Origin of the sequence: Trebonia kvetii, assembly GCF_007827045.1 — a bacterium.
Lineage (GTDB): Bacteria > Actinomycetota > Actinomycetes > Streptosporangiales > Streptosporangiaceae > Trebonia > Trebonia kvetii.
In genome coordinates this window covers 736,767-762,821 of the sequence record NZ_RPFW01000003.1, presented here as the reverse complement: position 1 = coordinate 762,821, position 26,055 = coordinate 736,767, and the positions used below count along the sequence as shown (strand labels likewise).

The window sequence follows — 26,055 nt, the reverse complement described above, 5'->3', positions numbered from 1 at the left end:
ACGAGATGGAGCGACGGGTCGCCGCCTAGTCCTTGACCATGGCGTCGGCCGGCGACAGGTGCTCGACGGTCTCGCCGGTGTCGTAGAAGGTCCGGGTGACATAGGCGGAGCTGTAGACCCACAGGATCTTCATCGGCACGGTGTCGCTGACGTTGGTGAACTTGTGGAAGATGCCCGCCTTCACGTACGTCGTGTCGTTCGGCACCAGCGTGACCGTGCCGGCGCCCTCGATCTCCACCTCGGCGTCGCCCTCGAGCAGCGTCACGTGCTCGTCGCAGTTGTGCGAGTGGTACGGCGCGCCGGTGCCCACCGGGTAGGTGCTGATGCCGGTGGTGATCAGGTTCTCTTCCGCGGCGGACTGCTTGGTGATCAGCGGGATGGTGACCACGCCGCCGCCACGGCCAAGCCGCTCCACGTTCTCAACTTTGATGACCGTCATGGGCGTGAGGCTATAGCGGCAGACGGCCGGGCCGGCCGGCCTGGCGTGCATACTTAGCGTTCCGCGCAGGCCACACCGCACCGGCCACAATGATCGTGAATAAAGCGACGATCCGACGATGAGGAACCCATCCATGCGCCTGCCCGCCCTTACCGAGCTCACCCCGCGCCAGCAGGAGATCAGCGACGCCATCGCCGCCAAGCGCGGCGCGACCCGCGGGCCCTTCCTCATCTGGCTGCGCTCGCCCGAGCTCGCGGAAAAGGTCGACGCGCTCGGCGCGTACTGCCGGTTCGACTCGCACATCAACGAGCGGCTGCGTGAGCTGTCGCTGCTGATCGCGGCCAGGCACTTCGACGCGCAGTACTCGTGGAACGCGCACCACAAGAAGGCGATCGAGGCCGGCGTGTCCGCCGAGTCCATCAAGGAGCTCGCGAACAACGAGGTGCCGCGCTTCGCGCACGCCGACGAGCAGCTGCTCTACACGCTCGCCACGCAGATCCTGCGCGACCACTTCGTCGACCAGGCAACGTTCGACGCCGCACTTGCCGAGTGGGACGAGGCGGGCCTTGTCGACATCATCGGCTGCCTCGGCAACTTCTCCATGCTGGCGATGCTGCTCAACACGTTCCAGGTGAACCTGAAGCCGGGCGACCCTGAGCCGTTCCCCGACGTGCGCGGCTTCGCCAAGGTCGACCCGGCCGCCGCGGTCCAGTAGGTAAAGCCGCTAGTAGCGCGGTGGGCTGCGGAAGTAGTCCGACGACGAGCGCTGCCACAGCAGGATGATCGCCACCAGCCCGATCACCCAGACGACAAACCCGTAGAAGCGGGCAAGGCCGCCGCCCTGCACCCCGGTGGCGCCGACGAGCACGCTGACCGTGTCGATGGCGAAGAACACGGTGGAGACCACTCGCGCCCAGCCCTTGCCCGCCTTGCAGCTCTGCGCCATCCAGAGCCACAGCGCGGCGCCGATCAGGCCGCCGACGACGAGAAACCCGACTTCCACGTGCTCGGCCGTGTTGACCTGCGCCGTCGTAAAGCTCGGGTTGCGCTTGAGTATCTCGCTGCGCGTCGAGGAGAGCGTGGTCAAGTCGATGATGATGCCGAGCAGGCTCGCCGCCAGGCCGACGTACATGACCTGAACGGCCCGCAGGACGGACTGCGGGACGGTCGCCGGCGAAGCTGGCTCTTGGGGCGGGGCGGCATCGCCCGGGAATCGCTGGTACATCGCGGCCTCTCAACGTTGAGCCGTCGGAAACGGGAAGCTCACATTTACCCGCACTTCCAAAAATAGACCCGCCGCCTGTCGATATTCGTCCGTTCGCGCCGTGGTTATGGGGAACCATGACCACGGGAGGCAGCGAACCATGAAGTACGCACTGCTGATCTACTCGCAGACCACGCCGGAGGAGTACGCCGACACTGTCGCCGCGATGCGGCAGGCCGCCGCGGCCAGCACCACCGCGACCGGGCCGTGGGTGGACTACACCAGGGCATTGCGCGACGCCGGCGTGTTCGCCGGGGCGGAGCAGCTCACGCATGACGAGACGGCCACCAGCTTCCGGGTGCAGAACGGGGACCGGGTGATCACCGACGGCCCGTTCATGGAGACCAAGGAGCACCTGCTCGGGTTCTACCTGGTCGACGTCGATGACCTGGACGCGGCGCTCGACTGGGCCAGGCGGATGCCGATGAACCCCGGGCAGACGATCGAGGTGCGCGCCGCGCTATCTGGGCTGCCGTGGCAGCGGGTCCTGACGGAGTAGCCGGGGCCACCCGGCTGGAACGGGCCTTCAGGGAAGAGTGGGGCGAGGTCGTCGCCACGCTCGCCCGGCGGCTCGGTGACCTGCAGGCGGCGGAGGACGCGGCGGCGGAGGCGTTCGCCGCCGCGTCCGTCGCCTGGGCACGGGGCGGCGTGCCGCCCAACCCCGGCGGCTGGCTGACGGTGACCGCCTGGCGCAAGGCGGTGGACGCCTACCGGGCTGGCGGCGCGCGGACGGCCAGCGTCGACCCGCAGCTGCTCGGTGAGGTCACCGCCGCCGGGCCGGCCGCCGACCCCGCGGCCGGACTCATGGAGCCAGCAATGACCGAGACACTGGGCGATGACCGGCTCGGGCTGATCTTCGCCTGCTGCCATCCGGCGCTCGCGGAAGAGGTCCGCGTCGCGCTCACCCTGCGGTTCGTCGCCGGGCTGACCACCCGGGAGATCGCCGCGGCGTTCGTGGTGCCGGAGGCGACGCTCGCGCAGCGGCTGGTCCGGGCCAAGCGGAAGATCCGCGAGTCCGGTATCAGATTCACCGTGCCGTCGCAGGAGCGGCTCGCGGAACGGCTGCGGTCGGTCCGCGCCGTCGTGTACCTGGTGTTCAACGAGGGTTTCGCCTCGGGCGGCGACGAGTTGATCAGGCTTGACCTGTGCGACGAGGCGATCTGGCTGGGACGGCTGCTGCACCGGCTGTTCCCTGAGGACGGTGAGACAGCAGGGCTGCTCGCGCTGATGTTGCTGCACCAGTCCCGCGCCGCCGCCCGGGTGTCCGCCGACGGGCGGCCGGTGCCGCTCGCCGAGCAGGACCGCGCGCTGTGGGACGCCGCGCTTGCCGCCGAGGGCGTCGAGGTGCTCGACGAGGCGCTGCTGCGGCACTCACCAGGGCCGTACCAGCTGCAGGCGGCGATCGCGGCCCTGCACGGCACCGCCGCCTCGTTCGAGTCGACGGATTGGGCGCAGATCGCGCTGCTCTACGGAGCGCTCGCGCGGCTCGAGCCGTCGCCGGTCGTGGAGGTCAACCGCGCGGTCGCGGTCGGCATGGCCGACGGGGGCCTGGCCGGCCTTGCCGTGCTCCGGCCGGTGCTGGCATCCGGCGCGCTTGAGCAGTACGCACCGCTGCACGCCGCGCACGGCTTCCTGCTGGACAAGGCGGATCATCCGGAACGGGCGCGTGGTGCCTGGGCCCGCGCCGCCGAGACTGCCGGGAATTCGGCGGTCAGGGACGAGCTGCTGCGTCGCCACACAGATCCTCTTTAGCAGCTTTAGCAGTCATTCGGTTACTTAAGGATCGCCTTTAACCGAATTATCACTGGATTCTTTTCCTTGAAATATCGAGCGCCGTCAATCCCCGACGCGTACCGTTTGACCTGGGGGGACGATTTCACGGGAGCAGAAATACCTGGCATATTTCGCAACCATCCGGCAGGGCCGGGACGTCCAGAGGAAGGGCCTCAGATGACCGACACCCAGTGGGCCGACATCTCGGAGTGGCAGGTACCCGTCAACGACACTTATCCCTACGGCTTTCTCTGCATCCGCTCCAACGACGGCAATCACATCGACGGCAAGATCCAGGGCAACCTGTCGTGGTGCAAGTCCCGCCTGGCCAGCGGGAAGCTGTGGGGCTACATGGTCTACTACTTCTACCGGCCCGGAATCGACGGCGCGAAGATCCTCATGGCTCAGGTCGGCAAACCCGACTCGCGCATGGTGGCCATGATCGACGTGGAGAACGCGGGCGGCCAGGTCAGCGGCAACCAGAGCGCGGCCATCAACGCCCAGTACAACGAGCTCGCCTCGTGGCTGGGCGACGCCAAGCGGGTAGTGGGTTACGGCAACACCTCCGACTTGGACAATCTGTGGCCAACCAAGCCCAACGGCATCCGGCTTGTCATCGCCGCCTACGGGTCCAATCCTGGCTACCCGGGCAAGTACGCCCACCAGTACACCGACAAAGGCTCCTGCGCGCCTTTCGGCACCTGCGACATGAACGCGGCCGACGGGATGAGCCAGCGGGACCTGGAGAACATGTACGGCTTCTCCGATTCCGGCGCCCCGGTCAAGCCGACGCCCCCGCCCACGGCGCCCCCCTTCCCCTACCCCGCCACCGACTACCTCGGCATGCCCTCGTCCAACCCGCACTGTCACTCCGGCCACTACGGCCCGCCAGACTCGGACCACGTCAGGACCTGGCAGCAGCAGATGGCGATGCGGGGCTGGGCCATCACCATCGACGGCGACTTCGGCAACCAGTCGCACTCGGTCTGCTGCCAGTTCCAGCAGGAGAAGGGCCTGTCGGTAGACGGGCTCGTCGGCACGAAGACGTGGCAGGCGAGCTGGTCCGAGCCGATTACGTAAATTTTTCGCGCGCTGTCGAGAACGCGGGCTCGCCCCCGTAGGTGAGGTGAGCCGGTTCAGTTCGCAGGCCTCCAGCGCCCGGAGACCGCTGACCGGGCGCTGGAGGCTTTCGTGTACGTCAGGTCGAAGGGACAGGAGGCCGCGGCGGCGCCTGCCCGGGCGGTGTCGCCAGGGCTTGTGCTCGCGCTGACCGCGGTCTCGTTCTTCATGGTGTCACTCGACGCGCTCGTCGTGGTGACGGCGCTGCCCGCGATCCACCACAGCGTCGGCGGCTCGATCGGCACGCTCGAGTGGGCCGTCAACGCGTACGCGCTCACCTTCGCGGCGGGCATCATCACCGCCGCGGCGCTCGGCGAACGGCTCGGCAGGCGCCGGGTCTACGTCGCGGGGCTCGCGCTGTTCACGCTCGCCTCCGCGGCGTGCGCGGTGGCGCCAAACTCGGGGCTGCTGATCGCCGCCCGCGCGGTGCAGGGACTCGGCTCCGCGGCGGTCACGCCGCTCGCGCTGACGATCCTCGCCTCGGTCTTCCCCGCGGAGCGGCGCGGCGCCGCGGTCGGGATCTTCGGCGGGATCAGCGGTCTCGCCGTGGCCGGCGGGCCGCTGGTCGGCGGCGCGGTCACTCAGGGGCTCGACTGGCACTGGATCTTCTGGATCAACGTGCCGATCGGGGTTCTCGCCGTGGCCGGGTCGCTGCTGTTCCTGCCGGCCGGGCGGCCCGCCCGGGCGACGGGCGCGGCCGGGGCTCCGGCGGGCGCGGCCGGGGCTCCCGCGGGCACAGCCGGGTCTCATGGGGGCACACCCGCACCGCTCGACCTGCCCGGTGCGGTGCTCGCCATGGCCGGCGCGGCGCTGCTCGCGTGGGGCCTGGTCCGGGTCGGCGAGTCCGGGTGGGGTGACGGGCTCGCCCTGTCCGGCCTGCTCGGCGGGCTCGCCGTACTCGCCGGCTTTGTCGCCTGGGAACGGCGGACGGACGCGCCGATGCTGCCGCTGCGGCTCTTCAGCAGCCGCACGTTCACGGCGGCGAGCATCGCGGCGTTCATGTCGTTCGGCGCGATCATGGCGGCCGCCTTCCTCACCGCGCAGTACTTCCAGCTCGGCCTCGGCTACTCGCCGCTCGGCGCCGGGCTGCGGCTGCTGCCGTGGACCGCGACCCCGATGCTCGTCGCGCCGCTGGCCGGCGCGCTCGCCGACCGGATCGGCACTAGGCCGCTACTCGTCACCGGGCTGGCCCTGCAGGCCGGCGGGCTCGCCTGGGTCGCCGCGCTCGCCACCGCAGGCCCGGCAGGCTACGGGCGGTACGTGCTGCCGTTCGTGATCGCCGGCGTGGGGATCTCGATGGCGATACCGACCGTGCCCACCGCCGCGCTCGGCGCGGTGGCGCCGGGTGACGTCGGACGGGCCTCCGGGGTGAGCAACACCATGCAGCGGTTCGGCGGCGCGTTCGGCATCGCGCTGGCGAGCGCGATCTTCGCCGCGCACGGGCACCTCGGCTCCGCCGCCTCGTTCACCGCCGGCTACCGGCCCGCCATGCTCGGCGCCGTGGCACTGTCGGCGGCCGGCTCGGTCGCGTCGATCGCGATCGCCCGGCGGCGTCCCGCTGCCGCGGCGGACTCCGGCCTGCCGACGGAGACAGAAGACGGTGCGGTGCCGGTGTCGGCGGCACCCGTTCGGAATGCCGCCGATCTGTGAGCCGCCACAATGGGCACACGTATCCGGAGGACTACAGTTCGTGGCATGACCACTCCTGAGATTCCTGATTCGCACCGCGACCTGCTCGACGCGCAGGTCGCGGTGCTCGGCACCATCGGGGCGAGCGGCCGGCCGCAGCTGTCCGGCACCTGGTTCCTCGCCGACGGTGACACCGTGAAGATCTCGCTCAACACAACCCGGCAAAAGGTGAAGAACCTGCTGGCCAACCCGAAGTGCAGCCTGATCATCCTGGGCGACCCGCCGTACAAGTACATCGAGCTGCGCGGCGACGCCGAGATCACCCCTGACCCCGATTATGAGTTCGCGGACAAGCTCGGCGCCAAGTACGGCGGCGCTGACCTGCGCGAGCGGGACCAGCCCGGCGAGTCGCGGGTTGTCGTGACGATCAAGCCGGCCAGGGTCATCACCTGGGGCTAGGACCGGGCCTCTGGCCGCGTGCCGCCATGCATGTACCGTTTGGCCGGCCGGAGCCGGCCCAACGGTACATCCATATCCGGGAATGCCGGCCGTGCTCGATTCAGGAATGTCAGCCGTGCTCGCCGAGCCAGCGGGCCAGCTTGCCCGCCCGGCTGACCGCGCGCAGGCGGCGCTCGGTCTGCGCGCGGGCGGCCTCGGGGACGACGATGAGCATCCGGTCGCCGATGCGCAGCACCGTGTCCGGCCCCGGCACCAGGCTCTGCCCGTCCCTGACGATCAGCGCGATGCTCGCCTGCGGCGGCAGCCGCAGCTCGAAGATCTCCACTCCCTGCAGCTTCGAGCCCTCGGGCACCCGGGCCTGCAGCAGGTCGGCGCGGATCTCGTCGAGCGGCGCCGCGTCCACGATCACCTCGAGCGGCTCGGCCTCGGCGGTCACCGACAGCCGCTTCGCCACCCAGGGCAGGGTCGGGCCCTGAAGCAGGGTAAACGCGCCGACGATGACGAAGACCTGGTCGAAGAGCCTGGTGGCGCCGGGCACTCCGGCGCTCGCTGGAATGGTGGCGAGCACGATGGGTACCGCGCCGCGCAGCCCCGCCCAGGACAGGAAGGCCTGCTGCCGCACTGTTAGCAGGGCAGGCGGCCGCCGGAACGGCAGCAGGACGGCGAGCACCGCGAGCGGGCGGGCGAGCAGGACCAGGATCAGGCCGGCGGCGAGGGCGGGCAGGATCTGCGCGGGGAGCCTGGCGGGCGAGGCGAGCAGGCCGAGCATGACGAATAGGCCGATCTGCGCCAGCCAGCCGACTCCCTCGGCGAAGCCCCTGACCGCCGGGCCGTGCGGCAGCCGCGCGTTCCCGAGCACCACGGCGGCGGAGTAGACGGCGAGGAAGCCGCTCGCCCTGGCCAGGTCGGCGGCGCCATAGCCGGCCACCACCAGGGCAAGCACCGCCACCGGGTACAGCCCGGAGGCGGGCAGCGCCACCTTCCGCAGGAACAGCATGCCGAGCAGGCCGACCGCGACGCCGATGATCAGCCCGCCGACGAGCTGCCAGACGATCTCGCCCGCCACGCCGAGCGGCGCCGGGCCGTGCGCCGCGTGCGTGCTGAGCAGGGTAACGGCCAGCACCGACGGCGGATCGTTGAGTCCCGACTCGCCCTCAAGGATGCCCTCGAGCAGCGGGGGCAGCGGCAGCCTGCGCAGCACGGAGAAGACCGCGGCCGCGTCGGTCGGCGCGAGGACCGCGCCGAGCAGCAGCGCGTCCCGCCAGGCCATGCCGAGCAGCCAGTGCGTGCAGCAGGCGACCACGGCGATGGTGATCACCACCCCGGCGGTGGCCAGCGTGATCGCCGCGGGCAGGGCCTTGCGGGCATGCTCCCAGTTGGTGGTGAGCCCGCCTTCCGCGAGGATCAGCACCAGCGCGGCGAGGCCGAGAGTCTCCGCGGTCTCCGCGTCGCTGAACCTGATGCCGATGCCGCTGTCGCCGAGCAGCAGGCCGAGGCCGAGGAAGACGAGCAGCGCGGGCAGGCCGACACCGTGCGCCAGCCGGGTTGCCACGATGGCCACCAGCACGGTGACGGCCCCGGCCAGCAGGTCGAGCCCGAGCGCCCCCGCTGTCATCTAGTAAGTATCGCGGCTGCTCCGCCGCGACTCAGCCCGGCAGGTCCGCCGCGGCGGCTGGGGGAGCGCCCGCTGGGCCGCCCGGATGGCGGACCGGCGCGACGACCGGGTGGCCGTCGTCGCCGGGCATGACGCGCACCCGCGCCGAGTAAACGGACTCGATCAGCGCCTCGGTCAGCACCGCCGCCGGGCTGCCAGATGCCACCACCCGGCCGCCGTCGAGCAGGACGAGCTGGTCCGCGTACTGGCCGGCCACGGTGAGGTCGTGCAGCGTGGACACCACGGTGAGGCCTGCCTCCCTGCGCAGCCCGTCGACAAGTTCGAGCACCTGCTGCTCGTGGCCGACGTCAAGCATCGAGGTCGGCTCGTCGAGCAGCAGCACCCGCGGGTCGGCTGCCAGGGCGCGGGCGATGACCACCCGCTGCCGCTCACCGCCGGACAGCCGGGCCAGCCTGCGCGCCGCGAACCTGGCCACGTCGACGCGTTCCATGGCGGCATGCGCGCGGCGCCTGTCGTGCCCGCCGGGAACGGCAAGATAGCCGAGGTGCGGCGTGCGCCCGAGCAGGACGTACTGCTCGACGCTGAGGTCGGGCGGCAGCACCGGCTCCTGCGGCACGTAGGCGAGCAGCCTGGCCCGCTCCCGCGGCCGCATGGCGCGGGCCTCGGCGGCGCCGACCGTGACCGTCCCCGCGTACGGGACGAGACCGGCCATGGCGCGGATCAGCGTGGTCTTGCCCGCGCCGTTCGGCCCGATGAGCGCGAGCCAGCCGCCGCCGGACACGGCGCAGCTCACCGCGTCGAGCACCGGGGCACGGTCCAGGATCACCGAGACGTCAGCGACGCGGACGTCGGTGACCGGCAGCGCGGCCATCAGGTGCTCACGTTGCTCGTGCCGCGCAGCACCCAGACGAACGCGGGCGCGCCGACCAGGGCGGTGACCACGCCGATCGGCAGTTCCGCCGGGGACAGCACGGTGCGGGCGAGGGTGTCGGCGAGGACGAGGAAGGCCGCGCCGGTCAGCAGGGACAGCGGCAGCACGCTGGTGTAGGAGGGGCCCGCCAGCCGCCTGGCGACGTGCGGGATGATGATGCCGACGAAGCCGATCAGGCCGCTCACCGCGACCGCGCTCGCCGCCGCGAGCGCGCTCGCGGCGACGACGATGAGCCGCACCATGCCCGGCCGCAGGCCGAGCGTCCGCGCCTCCTCGTCGCCGACGGACAGAACGTCAAGGTGCCTGCCGTGCAGCAGGATGACGGCCGAGCTGACCGCCGCGTACGGCAGGATCGTCGTCACCTGCTGCCAGGACGCCGCCGACAGCGAGCCGAGCAGCCAGCTGTACACCGCCTGGATGTCGGACGCGGAACGCTGCAGCAGGAACGTCTGCACCGCGGTGAGGAAGCTGCCCACGGCGATGCCCGCGAGCAGCAGCGTGGCCACGCCGCCGCCGAGCACCGTGTGCCTGCCGGCGGCCGTGCCGGTGAGATAGGCGACCGCGACCCCGGTCAGCGAGCCGGCGAACGCGGCGACTGGGACGGCCTGCGGGCCGGCGCCGCCCAGGTAGACGATCGCCAGGGTGGCGCCGAGGCCCGCGCCCGCCGACGCGCCGAGCGTGCCGGAGTCGACAAGCGGATTGCGGAACACGCCCTGGTAGCCGGCGCCGGCCAGGGCGAGCACGCCGCCGACGAGCGCGCCGAGCACCACCCGCGGCAGCCGGATCTGGAACAGCACCGCCCGGTCAAGCGGCGACAGCCCGGTGTGCAGGTGCAGGAAGGGCAGCGCCCTGTCGAGCAGCGCGGCGGCGGTGTCGAGCGGGTTCAGGTCCGCCGCGCCGACGAAGGCGGCGACCAGCGCCGCGGCGACCAGGATGGCCGCCGCGGCGCCGAGCGCTGTGAACTTTCTCACGCCACTGTCCCGTGCACCGGGATCGTCACTTCGACGCCGACTCGACCGCCTGGGCGATCTCCCCGACGAGCAGCGGCAGGCGCGGCCCCCAACGGGAGGCCACGTCATCGTTGAGCCCGATGACCTCGTTGTCCTTGACCGCGGGGATGCCGGACCAGCCGGGACGCTTGGCGACGACTGACGGGCTCTGCCCGCCGTCCGCCGCCTGGTTGTCGGCCAGGAAGATGATCTCCGGCTTGGCGGTGACGATGTACTCCTGCGACAGCTGCGGATAGCCGCCGTCCGCGGGCTTGCTCGCCTTGTCCGCGACGTTCTTGAGTCCGAACAGGCCCACAATCTCGCCGATGAACGTGCTCGAGGCGGCCGAGTAGAACGGGTTCGCGCTCAGCTCCCAGTAGTAGGTCAGGTCCTTGTGGCCCGAGCCTGCCTTCAGGACCTGGGCGGCGATCTGCTGCCGCATGCCCGCGACCACGCTCGCGGCCGTCGCGCCGTGCCCCGTCGCCTGGCCGATCTGCTCGATCTGCGCGTAGGCGGCGTTGAGGGTCGCGGCGGCCGGCTCGATCAGCACCGGGATGCCGAGCTTCTTCAGCCCGGCGACCAGGCCGCCCGAGTCCTGCGAGGCGACGACGAGTGACGGGTTGTACTTGGCGATCGCCTCGATGTTCGGTGTCAGGCCGGACAGGCTGGTCTTAGGCGCGCCTGCCGGGAAGTCGGAGTACTGGTCGACGGCGACGACCTGCTTGCCCGCGCCGACCGCGTACAGGTCCTCGGTGCCAGTCGGGTCGAGTGACACGATCCTGGCGGGCTGGGCCGGGATGGTGACCTGCCCGTTGGCGGCGGTAACGGTGACGGGGAAGCTCTCCGCCGGGGACGCGGGCGCGCTCGCGCTCCCCGACCCGGACGCGGACACCGACGCGGATGCCGACGCCGACGACGTGCTCGCGCCCGCCGCGGATGTCGTACTCGAGGATGATGAACAGCCCGCAAGGGCGGCGGTGCAGGCGGCGGCGGTGCCGAGCACGGCCGCCAGCCGAAGGGGGGTTTTCATAAGTGAGCTACTTCCTCCCGAAGAGGGGAAGGAAGGCGAGACCGCTGGGGCGCCACGAGCTTGACGCCGCGGCGGCCGTGACGGATCACCCTTCCCACGAGGGCCGATATCGTCTGGCGCGCCGTAGTCGACCTGGCTTAGATCTCGCGGGGGCGGGATCCTTACAGTTGCGGGACAGCGCCGGAATGGCCTCGGCTACGAGGCGTCACCGGCTTCGCTATCTGGCGTGCCGTCACCCTGCAGGCGGATGACCGCCCCGGCTGACGCCCATAAACTTACACGCGTTCACGGGGCACGGCACGAGCCGGGACGACGACGCGCGGCAAACAGCTGCCGCAGGCACGGCGGGCAAGCAGGAGTGGGGCCGGTAGGCGGTATGCGGGATCGAGTAAGACGACGGATGTTCCCGTTGGTGGGGTCCATCGGGCTGATCGTGGTGGGAATGTACAGCACCACCCTGGGCCCGACCCAGCTCGGCAAAAAGGAGTGGGCGCTCCCCTACGACCTGTGGGGGACGCTGATCGCGACCACCCGGCTCGCGCACGGGAACATCGGCGGCCTGTACGCGCCGCCGACCGGCCTGATCTCGCTGCCGGGCGCGGCGGTGATCCTGGTGCCCTGCGCGGCGCTGATCTCGGCGCTCGGCCTGTCCCTTGCCATCCCCGGCGCGCATAACCTGCACCCCGCGGTGTGGCTGGTGGCCGGCCCGTACCAGATCGCCTTGTGCTGCGTCACGCTGTTCGCCGCCGACGCGCTCGCCGAGCGGCTCGGCGTGACCTTCTGGAAGCGCGGCCTGCTCGCGCTCGCCAGCGCGAGCATCCTCTGGTCGGTCTCCGCCCGCTGGGGGCATCCGGAGGACGCGGTCGCCGTCGGCCTGCTGCTTTACGCGATCCTCGCGCAGAGCAACGGGCGGCTGGCGCTGGCCGGCTGGCTGACCGGCACGGCGGTCTGCGTGCAGCCCCTGGTGCTGCTCGCCGTGCCGGTGATGCTCGCGGTCCTGCCGTGGCGGCGGATGGTGCCGTTCCTGGTCCGCGGCGCGCTGCCCTCGGCGGTGCTGCTCGGCGCGACGGCGCTGGCCAACTGGCACGACACCTACCTCTCGGTGACCAGCCAGCCCGACTCGCCAGTCATCAACCATCCGACGGCCTGGACTTCGCTGGCGCCTGCGATGAGCAATCACAACGTCGCGGCCGGGCCGTTCCGGCTGGCCACGATCGTGCTCGCCTGCCTGTGCGCGCTCGCGGTGCGCCGCGCCTGGCAGGCGAGGATGCCGGGCGACGGCCCAGCCGGGACTGGTACTGCCTGGACGGTGCCGCTGCTCGCCGAGGTGCTCTGGTGGGCCGCGCTCACGCTGGCGCTGCGGTCGTTCTTCGAGCCGGTGATGGTCTCGTACTACCCGTGGCCGCCGATGGCGGTCGCGCTGATACCCGCGGCGACGCTCGGCTGGCCGCGCCTCTTCGCCTCCGGCCTGATAGCGGGCGGCCTCACCGCCGCCGCCCAGGGGCCATCGCACGCGGTGTGGATCTGGTGGGTGCCGATCGTGGCCGGCCTGGTCGTGCAGCTTGCCGTGTCCTATCCGATCCGGATCGGGAAGCCGGTCACGCTGCTGACGCCTGCCGAGGTCGCGACCGGCCCTACAGGGCGCTAGGCGGCGGGACCGGCTCGAGGAACGGGCGCTTGGCGGTCACGCCGTCGCCCGAGGACGTGCCGTGCAATCGGCGGCTGACCCAGGGCGCCAGGTATTCCCTGGCCCAGCGCGCGTCCGCGCGGCGCGCGGCGAGCCAGGCGGCCCTGGCCACCGCCGCGGACGCGGTGCCGGGCAGCACGGTGGCGGGCCCCGCGTTGGCTGGCGCCGCCGCCGCCTCGTCCACCGCGAGCGGCGCCCGCCAGTCGGCGCTGACCGGAACGCCGAGCACTTCGCACGCCCGCAGCGCCACCCGCTGATGCGACTGCGCGGTCAGGTGCAGCCGGTCGGACGACCACGCACCCGCCGACCGCAGGAACCGCATCGACCACAGGTCGACCAGGTAGCAGTCATGCTCGTCGGCGATGCCGCGCAGGTGCATGTTGAAGGTGCTGATCTTGCCGCGCAGCAGCCTGAGCACCGGGACGGAGACCGGGTCGAAGCCGGTGAACATCAGCACCTGAGAACCCGAGGCGCGCAGCCGTGCGACGGCGGCGTCGAACAGCTCGGCGAGCACGTCCGGGTCGGCTCCCGGACGCAGCAGGTCGTTGCCGCCCCCGGCGATCGACACCAGGCCCGGCGCCATCTCAGCCGCCACCGGCACCTGGTCGGCCACGATCTGCCGCAGCAGCTTGCCGCGGACGGCCAGGTTCGCGTAGCGGATCCCGGAGTACTCGGCGGCGAGCAGGCCTGCCAGCCGGTCCGCCCAGCCGCGGAAAACGCCGCCTGGCCCAGTGCCTTCGAGCCCCTCAGTGTCGTTCAGCCCCTCGGTGAAGCTGTCGCCGAGCGCGACGAAGGACGGCTCTACGGCAAGTCCGAAAAGTAGCTTGTCGTCCATAGACCATCCATCATGCCAGGGGTGACCTGGCGTACTGTGACCCCAGGGAGGTGCCGGGACAGGGGTCGGCAGTACCGCACGCGGCACGTCACAGCGAGGGAGACTGATCGTGCGCGGAGTCGTACTAGCAGCGGCAGCGTGCATCGCCGCGGCGTGCACCGGGGCCGGCATCACGGCGGCCACCGCGTCATCGAGCGCGTCAGGCAGCGCACCCGCCAGTACGACGTCGCACGCCGCCGACTGGCCGATGTACAACCAGAACGTGTCGCGCACCGGCGTCGCGCCAGGACTCGCGCCCGCTGGCCCCCTCGGCACCGCGTGGACCGCGCACCTCGACGGCGCCGTCTACGGCCAGCCGCTGGTGGTCGGCGGCGAGGTGATCGCCGCGACGGAAGACGACAGCATCTACGCGATCAGCGCCGCGACCGGCAAGGTGATCTGGCGCACGCATGTCGGCACGCCCGTACCGCAGTCGAAGCTGCACGGACTCGGCGACATCTTCCCGCTCGGCATCACCGGGACGCCCGCCTACGACGAGAGCAACGGGCTGGTCTACGCGGTGGCCGAGATCACCGGCTACCACCACATGCTCGTCGCGGTTTCCGCGGCCACTGGCAAGGTGAAGCTGCACCGGTACCTGGACGCACCGACCAAGTCCAACCAGCCCGCCTACAACCAGCAGCGCCCCGCGCTCGCCATCTGGAAGGGGCGGGTCTACGCCTCGTTCGGCGGGCTGGCCGGCGACGCCGGGCCCTACCAGGGCTCGGTCGTCGGCGCGCCGCTGACCGGGAACGGGCCGCTCGTCCGGTGGACCACGCCGACGGCCAGGGGAGGCGCCATCTGGGCGACCGCCGGGCCGGTCGCCGGGCCGGGCGGGAACCTGTGGATCGGCGTCGGCAACGGCGCGGCGGAAACGGCTTCCGCCCACTATGACGGCAGCGACTCGGTGACCGAGCTCACCCCGGCCCTGAAGCGCGTCGGCTACTTCGCGCCGGCCATCTGGCGGGCGGACAACACGACCGACCTCGAGCTCGGCTCCACCCAGCCCGTGCTGATGCCCGGCGGCGTCACGTTCATCGTGGGCAAGCGCGCGACCGGCTACCTGCTGAACACGACGCACCTCGGCGGCATCGGCGGCCAGCTGGCCCAGCAGGCCCTCATCTGCACGGGCAAGGTCCGCGGCGGGGCGGCGGTGAGCGGTTCCGTCGCTTACGAGCCGTGTGTCAACGGCGGCATCGCCGCCGTCAAGGTCAACGCGGCGGCCAAGACGATGACGGTGCTCTGGCACGGGCCCGCGGCCAGCAACGGCTCGCCCGTCATCGGCGGCGGCGTGGTCTGGGTCACCCACAACACGGCAACCGGCGGGACCCTGTACGAGCTCGACCCGGCCACCGGCGCGGTCGTGCAGCAGATCCCGATCGTGCAGGGCCTGCCGCACTTCTCGTCGCTGTCGCTGAGCGGCTCGCGCGCCTACGTCAGCACGCTGACGGGGGTCACGGCCATTAGTGGCGCGTAGCCGGCGAGTCGCTGCCGGGTAAGCCACCGCATACCCGAGGAGCGAGCGATGGGCTGGCCAGCGCGCAGACCGCCCGCACGCTTGTCCGCCAGGAGGACGACACTGCCAGGGAGGGTGGAACACGCACCCGTTCGAAGTGCTGCCGCTCTTGACTTCCACCACGAACGGTGACCCTTCAGAAACATCACCGTAACTCTTGGTGATGCCTCATTAGGGTTCCGCAAGGATGGGAGGCATCAGGCACCTGACGCGGTTCTATGAAATGACAGTCAGTCATCATTCGCAGTCAGAAGGAGATGCATCGTGGTAGCGGTGCGCAGGATCGTCGTCGGAGTTCACGGCTCGCTTGGCAGCCTGCAGGCGCTGCGCAGGGCGGCAGCGGAGGCACGGGAGCGGCACGTGCCGCTCGAGGCGGTCATCGCCTGGGTCCCGCCGGGCGGTGATGCCGCCGAACGCGCCCATCCGGCCGGCCAGTTGCGCAAGGTCTGGCGAGACGCCGCCCTTGGCCGGCTGATGGCGGCCTTTGACGAGGGTCTCGGCGGCATTCCCGACGACATCGACATCAAGCTGCGGGTGGAGCGCGGCGACACCGGGCCTGTCCTTGTCGACGTCGCCGACCAGCCAGGGGACCTGCTCGTAATCGGCACCGGACGACGGTCTCCGCTGAGCCGCGCACTGCGCCGCTCGGTCGGCAGGTACAGCCTCGCGCACGCCGGCTGCCCGGTGCTCGCGGTGCCGCCGTCGGCACTGATGCACGAAATGCGGCACGGCCTGCTGTCGTGGCCGCTGCGCAGCCGGCGCGTGCCGGTGCCCGACGTGGCAGTCCCGCAAATGCTTAGCGACTAACGGCGCGACGTCACGCACGAAGCCCGGCGGGCCCGCAAGACGGGGCCCGCCGGGCTTCTGCATGAGGTCTGTTAGGAACCCCCGCCGACCCGCATGGGACCCGTGAGGACGGCAATTTATGCCGCTGACCAGCGCTTTGATTGGGTCGTTCACGAAATAACCCGCCTAGGAGTGGCGATGAATGACCTGCTCTACATCGGACTGACGATCGTCATCTTCGCGCTGCTCGTGCTCCTCGTTAAGGGAGTTGAGCACTTTGAGCGCTGACAACTGGCTCGGCCTGATCGTCGGAGTCCTGCTCACCATCTACCTGGTGGTGGCCTTGATCAACCCGGAGAGGTTCTAGTGAGTGGCTCACTGGCCGGCTTCCTGCAAGCCGCCCTGCTCGTGGCCGCGCTCGCGGCCTGCTACAAGCCGCTCGGCGACTACATCGCTCGCGTCGTCACGTCAGAGAAAGACTGGCGCGTCGAGCGCGTCGTCTACCGGGCGATAGGCGTCGACTCCAAAGCGGATCAGCGGTGGGCCGTCTACCTGCGGTCCATGCTCGCGTTCTCCGCCATCTCCGTGCTCGCCGTCTACCTGCTCGAGCGGATCCAGGAGCACCTGTTCCTGGCCAACGGGCAGTCCGCCGTGCCGCCGGCCTTGGCCTTCAACACCGCGGCGTCGTTCACGACCAACACCAACTGGCAGAACTACTCCGGCGAGACGACGATGGGTTACCTGACCCAGATGTCCGGCCTCACCGTGCAGAACTTCATGTCCGCTGCGGTCGGCATCGCGGTCGCGATCGCGCTGGTCCGCGGGTTCACGCGGTCGCGCACCGACCGGCTCGGCAACTTCTGGGTCGACATGACGCGGATCACCATCCGGGTGCTGCTGCCGTTGTCGGTCATCGGCGGGATCATCCTGATCGCGAGCGGCGTGGTGGACAACTTCACCGCGACGCACACGATCTCCACGGTGCTCGGCGGCTCGCAGAACATGGTCGGCGGCCCGGTGGGCTCGCAGGAGGTCATCAAGGAGCTGGGTAACAACGGCGGCGGTTTCTTCAACGCCAACTCGGCGCACCCGTTCGAGAACCCGAACCCGTTCACCAACTGGTTCGAGATCTTCCTGCTCCTGGTGATCCCGTTCTCGCTGGCGCGCACATTCGGCAAGCTGGTTGGGCAGAACCGCCAGGGTTACGCGATCGTCTCGGTGATGGCGATTCTCTGGCTGGCATCGGCGTCGCTTCTCAGCTTCTTCGAGAACCAGCACTCCGGCATCGCCGCCCAGGCGGCGGGCGCCGCGATGGAAGGCAAGAACGTCGCGTTCGGCATACCAGGATCGTCGCTGTTCGCCGCTTCCACGACCGTGACGTCCACCGGGGCGGTGAACTCGTTCCACGACTCGTTCACGCCGTTCGGCGGCGGCATCGCACTGTTCAACATGATGATGGGCGAGGTCGTGCCCGGCGGCGTCGGCGCCGGCCTGTACGGCATCCTGGTCCTCGCCGTGGTGACGGTGTTCCTCGGCGGGCTGATGGTCGGCCGCACCCCCGAGTACCTCGGCAAGAAGATCCGCCCGGCCGAGATGAAGTACGCGGCGCTGTACATTCTCACCACGCCGGCCTGCGTGCTGATAGCCGCAGGCCTCTCGCTCGGGCTCAAGACGCCGCGCGCGTCGATACTCAACCCGGGCGCACACGGCCTGACCGAGATCGTGTACGCGTTCACCTCGATGGCCAATAACAACGGCTCCGCCTTCGCCGGCCTGACGACCAACACGACCTGGTACAACACCGTGGGCGGGATCGTCATGCTGGTCGCGCGGTTCGCGCCGATGATATTCGCCCTGGGCCTGGCCGGGTCACTGGCGAGACAGCAGACCGTACCGGAGAGCGTCGGCACCATGCCAACGCACAAGCCGCTCTTCGTCGGCATGCTCATCGGCGTCATCCTCATCATCGTTGGCCTGACTTACTTCCCGGCGCTCGCGCTTGGCCCGTTCGCTGAAGGACTGCACTAATGGCAACCACAACCCCAACCCAGCCGCGTCCGTCGGCGGGCCGACCGGAGCCCGCAGAGCCGCGCCGGATCGGCGGCGGCCTGCTCGACCCGAAGATGCTGTGGAAGTCGCTGCCTTCCGCGCTCGCCAAGCTGGACCCGCGGGTCCAGGTAAAGAACCCGGTCATGTTCGTGGTCGAGGTCGGCGCGGCGCTGAGCACTTACTCAGCGATCAGCACGGAAACCGCGTTCGCCTGGACGATCGCAGTGTGGCTCTGGCTGACCGTCGTCTTCGCCAACCTCGCCGAGGCGGTAGCCGAGGGCCGGGGCAAGGCGCAGGCGGCCACGCTGCGACGCACCAAGCAGGAAACCGTGGCGCGGCGGCTTGTCAACTGGAAGCCGGGCGCGACATCCATCAGCGTCGAGGAGGTACCGGGCACCGCGCTGGCCCTCGGCGATCACGTGGTGGTCGAAGCCGGGCAGATCATCCCCGGTGACGGAGACGTCGTCGAGGGCGTCGCGTCGGTGGACGAGTCGGCGATCACCGGCGAATCCGCCCCCGTCATCCGCGAGTCCGGCGGCGACCGGTCCGCGGTGACCGGCGGCACCAAGGTGCTTTCGGACCGGATCGTCGTCCGCATCACGTCGAAGCCCGGCGAGACGTTCATCGACCGGATGATCGCCCTCGTCGAGGGCGCGTCCCGGCAGAAGACGCCGAACGAGGTCGCGCTGAACATCCTGCTCGCCTCGCTGACAATCGTGTTCCTGCTCGCCGTGGTGACGCTGCAGCCGATGGCGTTCTACTCCGGTGCGCCGCAGTCGATCGTGATCATGGTCGCCCTCGTAGTGGCGCTGATTCCGACCACAATCGGCGCACTGCTGTCCGCGATCGGCATCGCCGGCATGGACAGGCTGGTGCAGCGCAACGTACTGGCCATGTCAGGCCGGGCCGTCGAGGCGGCGGGCGACGTGAACACACTGCTGCTCGACAAGACCGGCACCATCACCATCGGAAACCGACAGGCGTCGGAGTTCCTGCCGGTCAACGGCGTATCGGTGGAGGAACTCGCCGACGCGGCGCAGTTGTCGTCGCTGGCGGACTACACGCCGGAGGGCCGGTCGATCGTGGTGCTCGCCAAGCAGCAGTTCGGGCTGCGCGAGCGGTCCGAGGGCGAGCTGCCCGGCGCCACGTTCGTTGAGTTCACCGCGCAGACCCGGATGAGCGGTGTGGACCTGCACGACGGCCGCCAGGTCCGCAAGGGCGCGTCAAGCGCGGTTCGCGAGTGGGTCAGGGAGTCCGGCGGCACCCTGCCGCCAGAGCTCGGGCAGATGGTGGATGGCATCTCCAGCGCCGGCGGCACGCCACTCGTGGTGGCCGAGAAGCACAACGGAACCGCGCGCGCACTCGGTGTGATCCACCTCAAGGACATCGTCAAGGAGGGCATCCGCGAGCGGTTCGCCGAACTGCGCAAGATGGGCATCCGCACCGTCATGATCACCGGTGACAACCCGCTCACCGCGCGGGCCATCGCCGAGGAGTCCGGCGTTGACGACTTCCTCGCGGAGGCGACGCCGGAAGACAAGATGGCGCTGATCAGGAAGGAGCAGGAAGGCGGCCACCTGGTCGCGATGACCGGCGACGGCACCAACGACGCGCCCGCTCTCGCGCAGGCCGACGTCGGCGTCGCCATGAACACCGGGACCTCGGCCGCCAAGGAGGCCGGGAACATGGTGGACCTGGACTCCAACCCGACGAAGCTCATCGAGATCGTCGAGATCGGCAAGCAGTTGCTGATCACCCGGGGTGCGCTGACCACCTTCTCCATCGCCAACGACGTGGCGAAGTACTTCGCGATGCTGCCGGCGATGTTCGCCAGCGTGTATCCGGGACTGCGCCACCTCAACATCATGGGGCTGCACAGCCCGACGTCCGCCATCACGTCGGCGATCGTGTTCAACGCGCTGATCATCATCGCGCTGATCCCGCTGTCGCTGCGCGGCGTCAGGTACACGCCGTCCTCGGCTTCGGCCCTGCTGCGGCGGAACCTGTGGATCTACGGGCTCGGCGGGCTGATCATCCCGTTCATCGGGATCAAGCTCATCGACCTCATCGTCATGAACATTCCAGGGATCGGTAGCTGACATGTCTCGTCTACCTGCATGGATCGGCCAGCACCTGGCCGCCGTCCGCGCGATCATCGTGATGACCATCATCACGGGCGCCCTCTATCCGCTCGCGATGCTTGGCGTCGCCCAGGCCGCCTTCCACAACCAGGCCAACGGGTCACTGGTGACGGTCAACGGCAAGGTGGTGGGGTCAAGCCTGCTCTGCCAGGAGTTCGTGGATTCCAAGGGCAACCCACTGCCGCAGTACTTCCAGCCTCGGCCGTCAACCGCGTCCTCATCCACCGACAAGACCGATTACGGCTGCGACCCGCTGTACTCCGGCGCGTCCAACCTCGGTCCCAACAACTCGACCCTGGTGCAGAACATCCAGCAGCGCAAGGTCGCGTACGCCAAGCTGAATGGGGTGCCGCTCGCCAGCGTGCCACCGGACGCGGTCACCACGTCGGGCTCGGGCCTCGACCCGTATATCTCACCGCAGAACGCCGCCGACCAGGTCAACCGGGTCGCCGCCGCCAGGCACCTCCCGGTGTCTGTGGTTCAGGCGCAGGTCAGCAAGTACACGCAGGGCCGCGTGATCGGCTTCCTCGGTGAGCCCAGGGTGAACGTGCTCCTGCTCAACATCGGGCTGAACGCGCTGCCCGGGCAGCACACGTAACGCCCGGCGCGCTATCGCGGCCTCTCGGGGCCGGAAACCACGGAATGCCCCCAAGCGCTAACTCGCTTGGGGGCATTCCGGTAGTCTCTGCGTGCTAGCCGTGGGTTTGCTGACGGTCTGATTACTGGCACTCTGGTGGCTAGTACTGCCCTCGGTTGGCTAGTACTGCGTTTGCTGGCACTGCGGCACGGGGAGCAGGGATGGAACCGCTATCCGCGAACGACCCTCGCACAATCGGCGAGTTCCGGCTGCATGCCCGGCTCGGCGCGGGCGGCATGGGCCAGGTCTACCTCGGGTTCTCCCCCGCCGGGCGCGCGGTGGCGATCAAGGTGGTGCACGGGCAGTTCGCCAGGGACCAGGAGTTCCTGCAGCGATTCAGCCGTGAGGTCGCCGCGGCCGGCTCGGTGAGCGGCATGTACACCGCACCCGTTGTCGCCTCCGGGCTCAGCGACGACCCGCCGTGGCTGGCCACGGCCTACGTGCCTGGGCCGCCGCTCGCCGCCGTCGTCGCCAGGCACGGCCCGCTGCCCGAGGCCGCCACCTGGCGGCTCGCCGCCGGGCTCGCCGAGGCGCTGCGCGCGGTGCACGCCGCGGGCCTCGTGCACCGCGACCTCAAGCCCGCCAACGTGCTGCTGGCCGACGACGGGCCGCACGTGATCGACTTCGGCATCTCCCGCGCGTTCCAGGGCACCCAGCTGACCTCGGCGGGGATGGTGATCGGCACCCCCGGCTACATGTCGCCGGAACAGGCGGAGAGCGAGACGGCGGGACCGGAGAGCGACATCTTCTCGCTCGGCTGCGTGCTTGCCTACACCGCGACGGGTAACCCCCCGTTCGGCACCGGTGCCGCGGCGTCCATCCTGTACCGGGTCGTCACCACCGAGCCCGACCTCAGTGCCGTTTCCCCGGCGCTGCGCCAGGTCATCGAGGCGTGCCTGAAGAAGGATCCCGCGCAGCGGCCTGGCACGTCACAGCTGATCTCCATGATCTTCTCCGTCGGCCCGGCCACGGCGGCGACGCTCGGGTCCTTTTGGCCGGAGTCGGTGGCTCGCGTCATCGCCACCGAGCAGGCCAGCCAGACCCCGGCCGGGCTGACGCCGCCGGCGCAGGCGGCGGGCGGGCTGGCCTGGGGGCCGACGGAGACGGCCGGGCCAGCCAGGGCGGCTTCGGCTGTTCCGCCTGTCTCGCCTGCTTCGCCTGGGCCGGCCGAGCGGCAACCGACGGCGCTGGCGATGCCGGCCCAGGGGCAGGGCGGCGGGAGCCCGACCGGGCACGCGCCGATGATTTCCGACGGCTACTACGCGGCGGCCGCCCAGCCGTGGGCGCAGAACCCGATGACCCCAGGCCCGGTCATACCGCCGGTGTCGCCGGCGCCGCAGTCCTATGCGGGACAGCCGCAGACCGGGTACACACCCGGCGGGCAGCAGCCGCCCGCGGGTGGCCATGCGTACCCGGGCGGCCAGGCCTACAGCGGCGGCCAGCAGTACTCGGGCGCCGGCGGGCCCGGGATCGGGTCGGGGCCCGGTTCCGGCGGGCAGACGCCGTATGGCTCGACCCCGTACGGTCAGTCGGGCGGCACCACGCCCTACCCGAACCAGGCGGGACCGACATCGTGGCCGCCGCAGCAGGGCGGCGCGACGCCCTGGCCCGCCGGAGCCGACGCGCTGTCCCAGTACCGGCTCGGCAGCCGCAAGCCGATGACTAACGAGGTTCCCGAGGCGGTGCTTATCGCGATCCGGCTGATGTACGCCGGGTTCGCCGCGACCTGCGCCGCCCTGGTGGCCAGCCTCATGGTGCTCGGCCGCTACACCCACGCCGCCACCGGGGCCAAGACCACGGCGAACGCGGCTAGGTTGGACGGCCTGACGCGCGTAGCCGCCCATTACCAGGCCATCCAGCAGGCCCAGAACCAGATGGCCGGCGCGACGGTGATCGCGGTGGTCGCCGCCGTCATCGGCCTGGTCTGCTGGGCCGTGCTCGCCGTCGCCAGCCGCCGCGGCCGGGGCTGGACCCGGATCGCCGCCACGGTGCTCCTCGGCCTCTACACCTTCGTCTTGCTGCTCGTGTGCGTGAGCACGCACAACGATCCCGGCGCCCGCTTCACCACCCTCGTGGTCTGGGCGCTCGGCTTGGCCGCGACCATACCGCTGTGGTCGCAGCACGCCCGCGACTTCTTCTACGCCTGGCGCAAGCGCTAACAGGGGAAGAGCCGCGCGGAGCGCTTCGGCCCCTGCTCTTGCATGCGCCTGCATGCGGAGGCTGCGCTGCGATTGTGGGCCAGAAGCGTTTAACGCAGCGCCAGACGCAAAGAAATGCCCGCTTTGACCGTTTCTCTGACGCCTAAAACCGGGCATTGGGATCAGCGTGAGCCATCTGCGGCGATATGCGCCGTTTCCGACCCACGATCCTTGGAATGGCGCGGCGACGGGTTCTGCAAACTAGGACATACAGGGCGGATCGACCGGCTTGATATGGTCCTGCCCCATCATGGCCCACAATCACGGACGAAGCGTCAGATGCCCCGGGTGAACAGCACCCGGTCGAGCCCTGGGCCGTCGTAGTCGGGATGCACCGGCCGCCCGTCGAACGACCGGGGACCTGGCTCCGCGGCGAAGCCCATCCGCAGATGAAAGCGGTAGGAGCCGCTGTTGGACGGCGAGGTGATCGACCGCACCCTGCTGCGCCCGCGGGACCGGCTGAGCTCGAAGAACCGCTCGTACAGCAGGCGGCCAAGGCCCTCTCCCCGCAGGTCAGGCGATACCCCGACGAAGTGGATGTAGCTCTCGTCTGGCCGGGACTGAGACAGGAAGCCGATCAGGAAGCCGGCCAGACGACCATCGCGCTCGGCCACGAAGCTGGTGTCGGTGAAGTGCTGGAAGAACAGCAGGGGCAGCAGCGACGCGCGCTCCGCGGCTCGGGCCGCGCCGCCCTGCCCGCCCCACCACTCGTCAAGGACGGCCAGCACCGCGGGCTGGTCTTCGGGAACCGGGTGACGGAACGTCAGCCCCTCTTGCTCGGCCATGGCAGGAGCCTAGCGAAGGGCAGGCGAACCCAATGTCGGACATATCCGTTCCTCACCATGAGGCGCACGACGCGGGCAACCTTCGCGCGGTGAGGTGATGGGCGGTGGCGGTCGACCGGACCGACGAAGGCGACCCTCCCCTGCACGTCCACGACCTGGATAGCGCGGACCTCGATTCCCGCCCCGCACCAGGTGCGGACCAGGTCATGCTCACCGATCCCGAACTCCGCGCAGCCGAGTCCCGCCGCTACCACGCCATCGCGGACCAGTCACGCACCTCCGACGGCGGCTCGTGGGCGACTGCCGTTCCTAAGCTGCGCGCGGCGTGGGAGGAGCACCTCGACAGGTACCCGGAGCAGGAACGCGTAGTTCCCGGTACCCGGCCGGACGGGTCGTGGGGCACAGACACGGACCGGATGCTCACCGCCGAACAGAACGCCGAGGCCACCCAGGTCTGCGCGGAGATCCGCCAGCAGGGCAAGGAGGTCATCTTCCCCGCGATGCAGCGAATCGAGGCTGCCGATCCCCAGCGGTACCTGGCGGGCCTGGACCACCTGCTCAAGGGCGAAGACCGCCTGAAGGAGAAAGCCGCGAATGTTTTGCTCGTGGAGCCAGACCTCACCACAGGCCAGGCCTTGGCAAAGATTCCAGACGCCGTGAGGTTCACTCTCAGGTACAGTCAGGAATACTACGCTGAAGGAGTTATCTCTGACGTACAGCGTGTTAAGGAAGAAGGGTTCGAGCTCGTCAAGCTCAAGAACCTATGGGAAAAGGAACAGTACAAGGGAATCAACAGCCAGTGGCGCAACCCAGATACCGGACTCCGCTTTGAGATCCAGTTCCATACGCCGGAAAGTCTTGCGGCCAAAGAACTGACCCACGGCGCCTACGAGCGACTCCGGCGCTCTGGGATTTCGCAGGCAGAACGGGCGGAACTTGAGGCATACCAGAAGCAGGTAAACGAACTGGTCGCCACACCCCCTGGCGCCGCCGAGATCGAGGAGTTCCCAAAGAGACATGGGTGAGCAGACAACCTACTACGCGATTTTCGATGCGGACAGCAGCCCGGAACGGCCGCTGGGCGTGTTCCGCCGCGTTAAGACCGATGAGGGACAGACCGACGAGGTGTTTTCTCGGAATCTGAGATGGGAGTTCTCCCCTCTCCTCTATTCTGCGGAACGCGGCGATACCATGTACGATTTCACTCCCATCAGCACTGAGGAAGCCAACCAGATTGTCAACCGGATGCGCGCAAGGGCCGAAGTGGGCGAGTAGCCATTGTTCGCGCGATTCGCGATTGCAGCGGGGCGGAGTCAGTCGAACTCGGCGATTAGGCAACCTGCGTGAGTGGTGATGGTGCGGTGGCCAGTGGGGGTCACGGGGAGGGCTGAAAGGGCGGCCTCGATGAGGGCGTCGGGGTCGGCGTGGTCGTGGGTGCCTGGCATCGAGCGGATGTAGTCCGCGATCGGGGCGGGGTCCGGGATGCGGAGTTCTGCGGGGAAGTCGTGCCTGGTTACCCGGGGGAAGAAGGATCTCGCGAGTGCCTCGCCGTCGTCGAGGGTGACGCGCTCGGCGAGGGTCGCCGGGTCCTGACCCCGTGCGGCCGCGAGAGCGGCGCGGAGCTGGCGGAGGTGGGCGGCGCCGTTGAGGACGATGAGGACCCGGCCGCCGGGACGGGTGACGCGGCGCAGTTCGCTGAGCGCGGCGGCGGGCTCGGGTACGTGGTACAGCATGTGGCTGGCGAGAGTGACGTCTGCAGCGTCCTCGCGGAGCGGCAACGCGGCCGCGTCGGCGCTGATCAGGGCGATGGAGGAGGAGCAAGTCGCATCTGCGGCGGTGGCGGTGTTCAGGTGATCGCGGGCCGCCCGGAGCATGCCGAGGGACAGGTCGGCGCCTAGCACGCGGCCAGTGAAGCCGCGCCTGGCGAGGTCGGCCAGGTACCTGCCGTTGCCGCAGCCGATGTCCGCGACGGTGTCCGACGCGGCCGGAGCTGCCAGGTCGAGCACGCGTGCGGGGAGGTCGACGGTCGGGTGCTGGAAGGCGTAGATGGACTGGCGAGCGGACAGGTTCGCATCGGTCTTGTACTGCACCGAGCGCAGGTAGAGGCCGTCGGCCCACGGGTCGGGGGGCATGG

25 protein-coding genes are annotated in these 26,055 nt (G+C 70.0%); 16 read left to right on the top strand and 9 right to left on the bottom strand.

From position 1 onward, the window contains the following. Nucleotides 1-25 precede the first annotated feature (25 nt). A complete protein-coding gene (locus EAS64_RS18370) occupies nucleotides 26-439 on the bottom strand; it encodes a cupin domain-containing protein (RefSeq protein WP_145854208.1) in 414 nt (137 codons plus the stop codon). A gap of 118 nt (nucleotides 440-557) precedes the next feature. On the opposite strand from EAS64_RS18370, the gene EAS64_RS18365 reads away from it, so the two are divergent. Further along, complete coding sequence (locus EAS64_RS18365; protein ID WP_222849396.1) at nucleotides 558-1,154, top strand: carboxymuconolactone decarboxylase family protein; 597 nt, start codon at nucleotides 558-560, stop codon at nucleotides 1,152-1,154. A 9-nt stretch (nucleotides 1,155-1,163) separates the two neighbouring features. On the opposite strand, the gene EAS64_RS18360 is transcribed toward EAS64_RS18365, so the two are convergent. Beyond that, complete coding sequence (locus EAS64_RS18360; RefSeq protein ID WP_145854207.1) at nucleotides 1,164-1,664, bottom strand: hypothetical protein; 501 nt, start codon at nucleotides 1,662-1,664, stop codon at nucleotides 1,164-1,166. Nucleotides 1,665-1,803: 139 nt separating this feature from the next. On the opposite strand from EAS64_RS18360, the gene EAS64_RS18355 reads away from it, so the two are divergent. The 5 genes from EAS64_RS18355 to EAS64_RS18335 all read left to right on the top strand — a co-directional run bounded on the left by EAS64_RS18355 (nucleotide 1,804) and on the right by EAS64_RS18335 (nucleotide 6,683). Continuing rightward, nucleotides 1,804-2,202 carry a YciI family protein gene (locus tag EAS64_RS18355; RefSeq protein WP_145854206.1) on the top strand — a complete coding sequence of 133 codons (399 nt, stop codon included), beginning with the start codon at nucleotides 1,804-1,806 and terminating at the stop codon, nucleotides 2,200-2,202. Beyond that, nucleotides 2,178-3,455 (top strand): RNA polymerase sigma factor, encoded by a 1,278-nt coding sequence (locus tag EAS64_RS18350; protein WP_145854205.1) that lies wholly within the window; start codon nucleotides 2,178-2,180, stop codon nucleotides 3,453-3,455. Before EAS64_RS18355 ends, EAS64_RS18350 begins: the two co-directional genes overlap by 25 nt. A 198-nt stretch (nucleotides 3,456-3,653) precedes the next feature. Beyond that, nucleotides 3,654-4,556 (top strand): peptidoglycan-binding protein, encoded by a 903-nt coding sequence (locus EAS64_RS18345; RefSeq protein WP_145854204.1) that lies wholly within the window; start codon nucleotides 3,654-3,656, stop codon nucleotides 4,554-4,556. 111 nt (nucleotides 4,557-4,667) lie between these two features. Then, nucleotides 4,668-6,245, top strand: a complete 1,578-nt coding sequence (locus EAS64_RS18340; RefSeq protein ID WP_222849395.1) for an MFS transporter — start codon at nucleotides 4,668-4,670, stop codon at nucleotides 6,243-6,245. A 45-nt stretch (nucleotides 6,246-6,290) separates the two neighbouring features. Further along, on the top strand, nucleotides 6,291-6,683 hold the full coding sequence (locus tag EAS64_RS18335; RefSeq protein ID WP_145854203.1) for a PPOX class F420-dependent oxidoreductase: 393 nt from the start codon (nucleotides 6,291-6,293) through the stop codon (nucleotides 6,681-6,683). A gap of 109 nt (nucleotides 6,684-6,792) precedes the next feature. On the opposite strand, the gene EAS64_RS18330 is transcribed toward EAS64_RS18335, so the two are convergent. Genes EAS64_RS18330 through EAS64_RS18315 form a run of 4 tightly spaced genes read right to left on the bottom strand, consistent with a single transcriptional unit; the run spans nucleotide 6,793 to nucleotide 11,248 of the window. After that, on the bottom strand, nucleotides 6,793-8,298 hold the full coding sequence (locus tag EAS64_RS18330; RefSeq protein WP_145854202.1) for a potassium/proton antiporter: 1,506 nt from the start codon (nucleotides 8,296-8,298) through the stop codon (nucleotides 6,793-6,795). A gap of 31 nt (nucleotides 8,299-8,329) precedes the next feature. Continuing rightward, entirely contained in the window at nucleotides 8,330-9,169 is an 840-nt protein-coding gene (locus tag EAS64_RS18325; RefSeq protein WP_145854201.1) for an ABC transporter ATP-binding protein, read from the bottom strand. Further along, complete coding sequence (locus EAS64_RS18320; RefSeq protein WP_246115739.1) at nucleotides 9,169-10,200, bottom strand: FecCD family ABC transporter permease; 1,032 nt, start codon at nucleotides 10,198-10,200, stop codon at nucleotides 9,169-9,171. Before EAS64_RS18320 ends, EAS64_RS18325 begins: the two co-directional genes overlap by 1 nt. 25 nt (nucleotides 10,201-10,225) lie before the next feature. Next, nucleotides 10,226-11,248, bottom strand: a complete 1,023-nt coding sequence (locus EAS64_RS18315) for an ABC transporter substrate-binding protein (RefSeq protein WP_145854199.1) — start codon at nucleotides 11,246-11,248, stop codon at nucleotides 10,226-10,228. Nucleotides 11,249-11,648: 400 nt separating this feature from the next. Between EAS64_RS18315 and EAS64_RS18310 the strand changes: the two genes are divergently transcribed. Further along, nucleotides 11,649-12,896 carry a hypothetical protein gene (locus EAS64_RS18310; RefSeq protein WP_222849394.1) on the top strand — a complete coding sequence of 416 codons (1,248 nt, stop codon included), beginning with the start codon at nucleotides 11,649-11,651 and terminating at the stop codon, nucleotides 12,894-12,896. On the opposite strand, the gene EAS64_RS18305 is transcribed toward EAS64_RS18310, so the two are convergent. After that, nucleotides 12,883-13,770, bottom strand: coding sequence for an SGNH/GDSL hydrolase family protein (locus EAS64_RS18305; RefSeq protein ID WP_145854197.1), 888 nt, complete (start codon nucleotides 13,768-13,770; stop codon nucleotides 12,883-12,885). The two genes, EAS64_RS18310 and EAS64_RS18305, sit on opposite strands and share 14 nt — an antisense overlap. A 109-nt stretch (nucleotides 13,771-13,879) precedes the next feature. Here EAS64_RS18305 and EAS64_RS18300 point away from each other — a divergent pair, with 109 nt between their 5' ends. The 7 genes from EAS64_RS18300 to EAS64_RS44815 all read left to right on the top strand — a co-directional run bounded on the left by EAS64_RS18300 (nucleotide 13,880) and on the right by EAS64_RS44815 (nucleotide 23,097). After that, the gene (locus EAS64_RS18300) at nucleotides 13,880-15,286 is read left to right on the top strand and encodes an outer membrane protein assembly factor BamB family protein (RefSeq protein ID WP_145854196.1); all 1,407 of its coding nucleotides are present in this window, start codon (nucleotides 13,880-13,882) and stop codon (nucleotides 15,284-15,286) included. A 303-nt stretch (nucleotides 15,287-15,589) separates the two neighbouring features. After that, a complete protein-coding gene (locus EAS64_RS18295) occupies nucleotides 15,590-16,132 on the top strand; it encodes a universal stress protein (RefSeq protein WP_222849393.1) in 543 nt (180 codons plus the stop codon). Between the two features lie 256 nt (nucleotides 16,133-16,388). After that, entirely contained in the window at nucleotides 16,389-16,478 is a 90-nt protein-coding gene (gene kdpF, locus EAS64_RS18290) for a K(+)-transporting ATPase subunit F (RefSeq protein WP_145854194.1), read from the top strand. Continuing rightward, the gene (kdpA, locus tag EAS64_RS18285; protein WP_145854193.1) at nucleotides 16,478-18,139 is read left to right on the top strand and encodes a potassium-transporting ATPase subunit KdpA; all 1,662 of its coding nucleotides are present in this window, start codon (nucleotides 16,478-16,480) and stop codon (nucleotides 18,137-18,139) included. Before kdpF ends, kdpA begins: the two co-directional genes overlap by 1 nt. Next, nucleotides 18,139-20,259 (top strand): potassium-transporting ATPase subunit KdpB, encoded by a 2,121-nt coding sequence (gene kdpB / locus EAS64_RS18280; RefSeq protein ID WP_145854192.1) that lies wholly within the window; start codon nucleotides 18,139-18,141, stop codon nucleotides 20,257-20,259. The genes kdpA and kdpB overlap by 1 nt, the downstream gene beginning before the upstream one ends. 1 nt (nucleotide 20,260) lies before the next feature. Next, nucleotides 20,261-20,899, top strand: coding sequence for a potassium-transporting ATPase subunit KdpC (gene kdpC, locus EAS64_RS18275; RefSeq protein WP_145854191.1), 639 nt, complete (start codon nucleotides 20,261-20,263; stop codon nucleotides 20,897-20,899). A 200-nt stretch (nucleotides 20,900-21,099) separates the two neighbouring features. Beyond that, nucleotides 21,100-23,097: a serine/threonine-protein kinase gene (locus EAS64_RS44815; RefSeq protein WP_222849392.1), complete on the top strand. Its 1,998-nt coding sequence runs from the start codon at nucleotides 21,100-21,102 to the stop codon at nucleotides 23,095-23,097. Nucleotides 23,098-23,411: 314 nt separating this feature from the next. Here EAS64_RS44815 and EAS64_RS18265 read toward each other — a convergent pair whose 3' ends face one another. Continuing rightward, nucleotides 23,412-23,921: a GNAT family N-acetyltransferase gene (locus EAS64_RS18265; protein WP_145854190.1), complete on the bottom strand. Its 510-nt coding sequence runs from the start codon at nucleotides 23,919-23,921 to the stop codon at nucleotides 23,412-23,414. A 104-nt stretch (nucleotides 23,922-24,025) separates the two neighbouring features. Between EAS64_RS18265 and EAS64_RS18260 the strand changes: the two genes are divergently transcribed. Together EAS64_RS18260 and EAS64_RS18255 are read left to right on the top strand one after the other, a co-directional pair. Beyond that, a complete protein-coding gene (locus EAS64_RS18260) occupies nucleotides 24,026-24,946 on the top strand; it encodes a hypothetical protein (RefSeq protein WP_145854189.1) in 921 nt (306 codons plus the stop codon). Then, on the top strand, nucleotides 24,939-25,196 hold the full coding sequence (locus tag EAS64_RS18255) for a hypothetical protein (RefSeq protein ID WP_145854188.1): 258 nt from the start codon (nucleotides 24,939-24,941) through the stop codon (nucleotides 25,194-25,196). The genes EAS64_RS18260 and EAS64_RS18255 overlap by 8 nt, the downstream gene beginning before the upstream one ends. Nucleotides 25,197-25,234: 38 nt before the next feature. Here the strand turns inward: EAS64_RS18255 and EAS64_RS18250 are convergent, their stop codons facing one another. Beyond that, nucleotides 25,235-26,053 carry a class I SAM-dependent methyltransferase gene (locus EAS64_RS18250; RefSeq protein ID WP_187365989.1) on the bottom strand — a complete coding sequence of 273 codons (819 nt, stop codon included), beginning with the start codon at nucleotides 26,051-26,053 and terminating at the stop codon, nucleotides 25,235-25,237. Between the last annotated feature and the right edge of the window lie 2 nt (nucleotides 26,054-26,055).

Excerpts from the sequence above, each read along its gene's own strand:
- EAS64_RS18370 (WP_145854208.1), bottom strand. The coding sequence starts at position 439 with ATGACGGTCATCAAAGTTGAGAACGTGGAGCGGCTTGGCCGTGGCGGC.
- EAS64_RS44815 (WP_222849392.1), top strand. The coding sequence starts at position 21,100 with ATGGAACCGCTATCCGCGAACGACCCTCGCACAATCGGCGAGTTCCGG.
- EAS64_RS18265 (WP_145854190.1), bottom strand. The coding sequence starts at position 23,921 with ATGGCCGAGCAAGAGGGGCTGACGTTCCGTCACCCGGTTCCCGAAGAC.
- EAS64_RS18335 (WP_145854203.1), top strand. The coding sequence starts at position 6,291 with ATGACCACTCCTGAGATTCCTGATTCGCACCGCGACCTGCTCGACGCG.
- EAS64_RS18315 (WP_145854199.1), bottom strand. The coding sequence starts at position 11,248 with ATGAAAACCCCCCTTCGGCTGGCGGCCGTGCTCGGCACCGCCGCCGCC.
- EAS64_RS18365 (WP_222849396.1), top strand. The coding sequence starts at position 558 with ATGAGGAACCCATCCATGCGCCTGCCCGCCCTTACCGAGCTCACCCCG.
- EAS64_RS18355 (WP_145854206.1), top strand. The coding sequence starts at position 1,804 with ATGAAGTACGCACTGCTGATCTACTCGCAGACCACGCCGGAGGAGTAC.
- EAS64_RS18330 (WP_145854202.1), bottom strand. The coding sequence starts at position 8,298 with ATGACAGCGGGGGCGCTCGGGCTCGACCTGCTGGCCGGGGCCGTCACC.
- kdpB (WP_145854192.1), top strand. The coding sequence starts at position 18,139 with ATGGCAACCACAACCCCAACCCAGCCGCGTCCGTCGGCGGGCCGACCG.
- EAS64_RS18360 (WP_145854207.1), bottom strand. The coding sequence starts at position 1,664 with ATGTACCAGCGATTCCCGGGCGATGCCGCCCCGCCCCAAGAGCCAGCT.
- EAS64_RS18325 (WP_145854201.1), bottom strand. The coding sequence starts at position 9,169 with ATGGCCGCGCTGCCGGTCACCGACGTCCGCGTCGCTGACGTCTCGGTG.
- EAS64_RS18255 (WP_145854188.1), top strand. The coding sequence starts at position 24,939 with ATGGGTGAGCAGACAACCTACTACGCGATTTTCGATGCGGACAGCAGC.
- EAS64_RS18305 (WP_145854197.1), bottom strand. The coding sequence starts at position 13,770 with ATGGACGACAAGCTACTTTTCGGACTTGCCGTAGAGCCGTCCTTCGTC.
- kdpC (WP_145854191.1), top strand. The coding sequence starts at position 20,261 with ATGTCTCGTCTACCTGCATGGATCGGCCAGCACCTGGCCGCCGTCCGC.
- EAS64_RS18345 (WP_145854204.1), top strand. The coding sequence starts at position 3,654 with ATGACCGACACCCAGTGGGCCGACATCTCGGAGTGGCAGGTACCCGTC.
- EAS64_RS18250 (WP_187365989.1), bottom strand. The coding sequence starts at position 26,053 with ATGCCCCCCGACCCGTGGGCCGACGGCCTCTACCTGCGCTCGGTGCAG.
- EAS64_RS18310 (WP_222849394.1), top strand. The coding sequence starts at position 11,649 with ATGTTCCCGTTGGTGGGGTCCATCGGGCTGATCGTGGTGGGAATGTAC.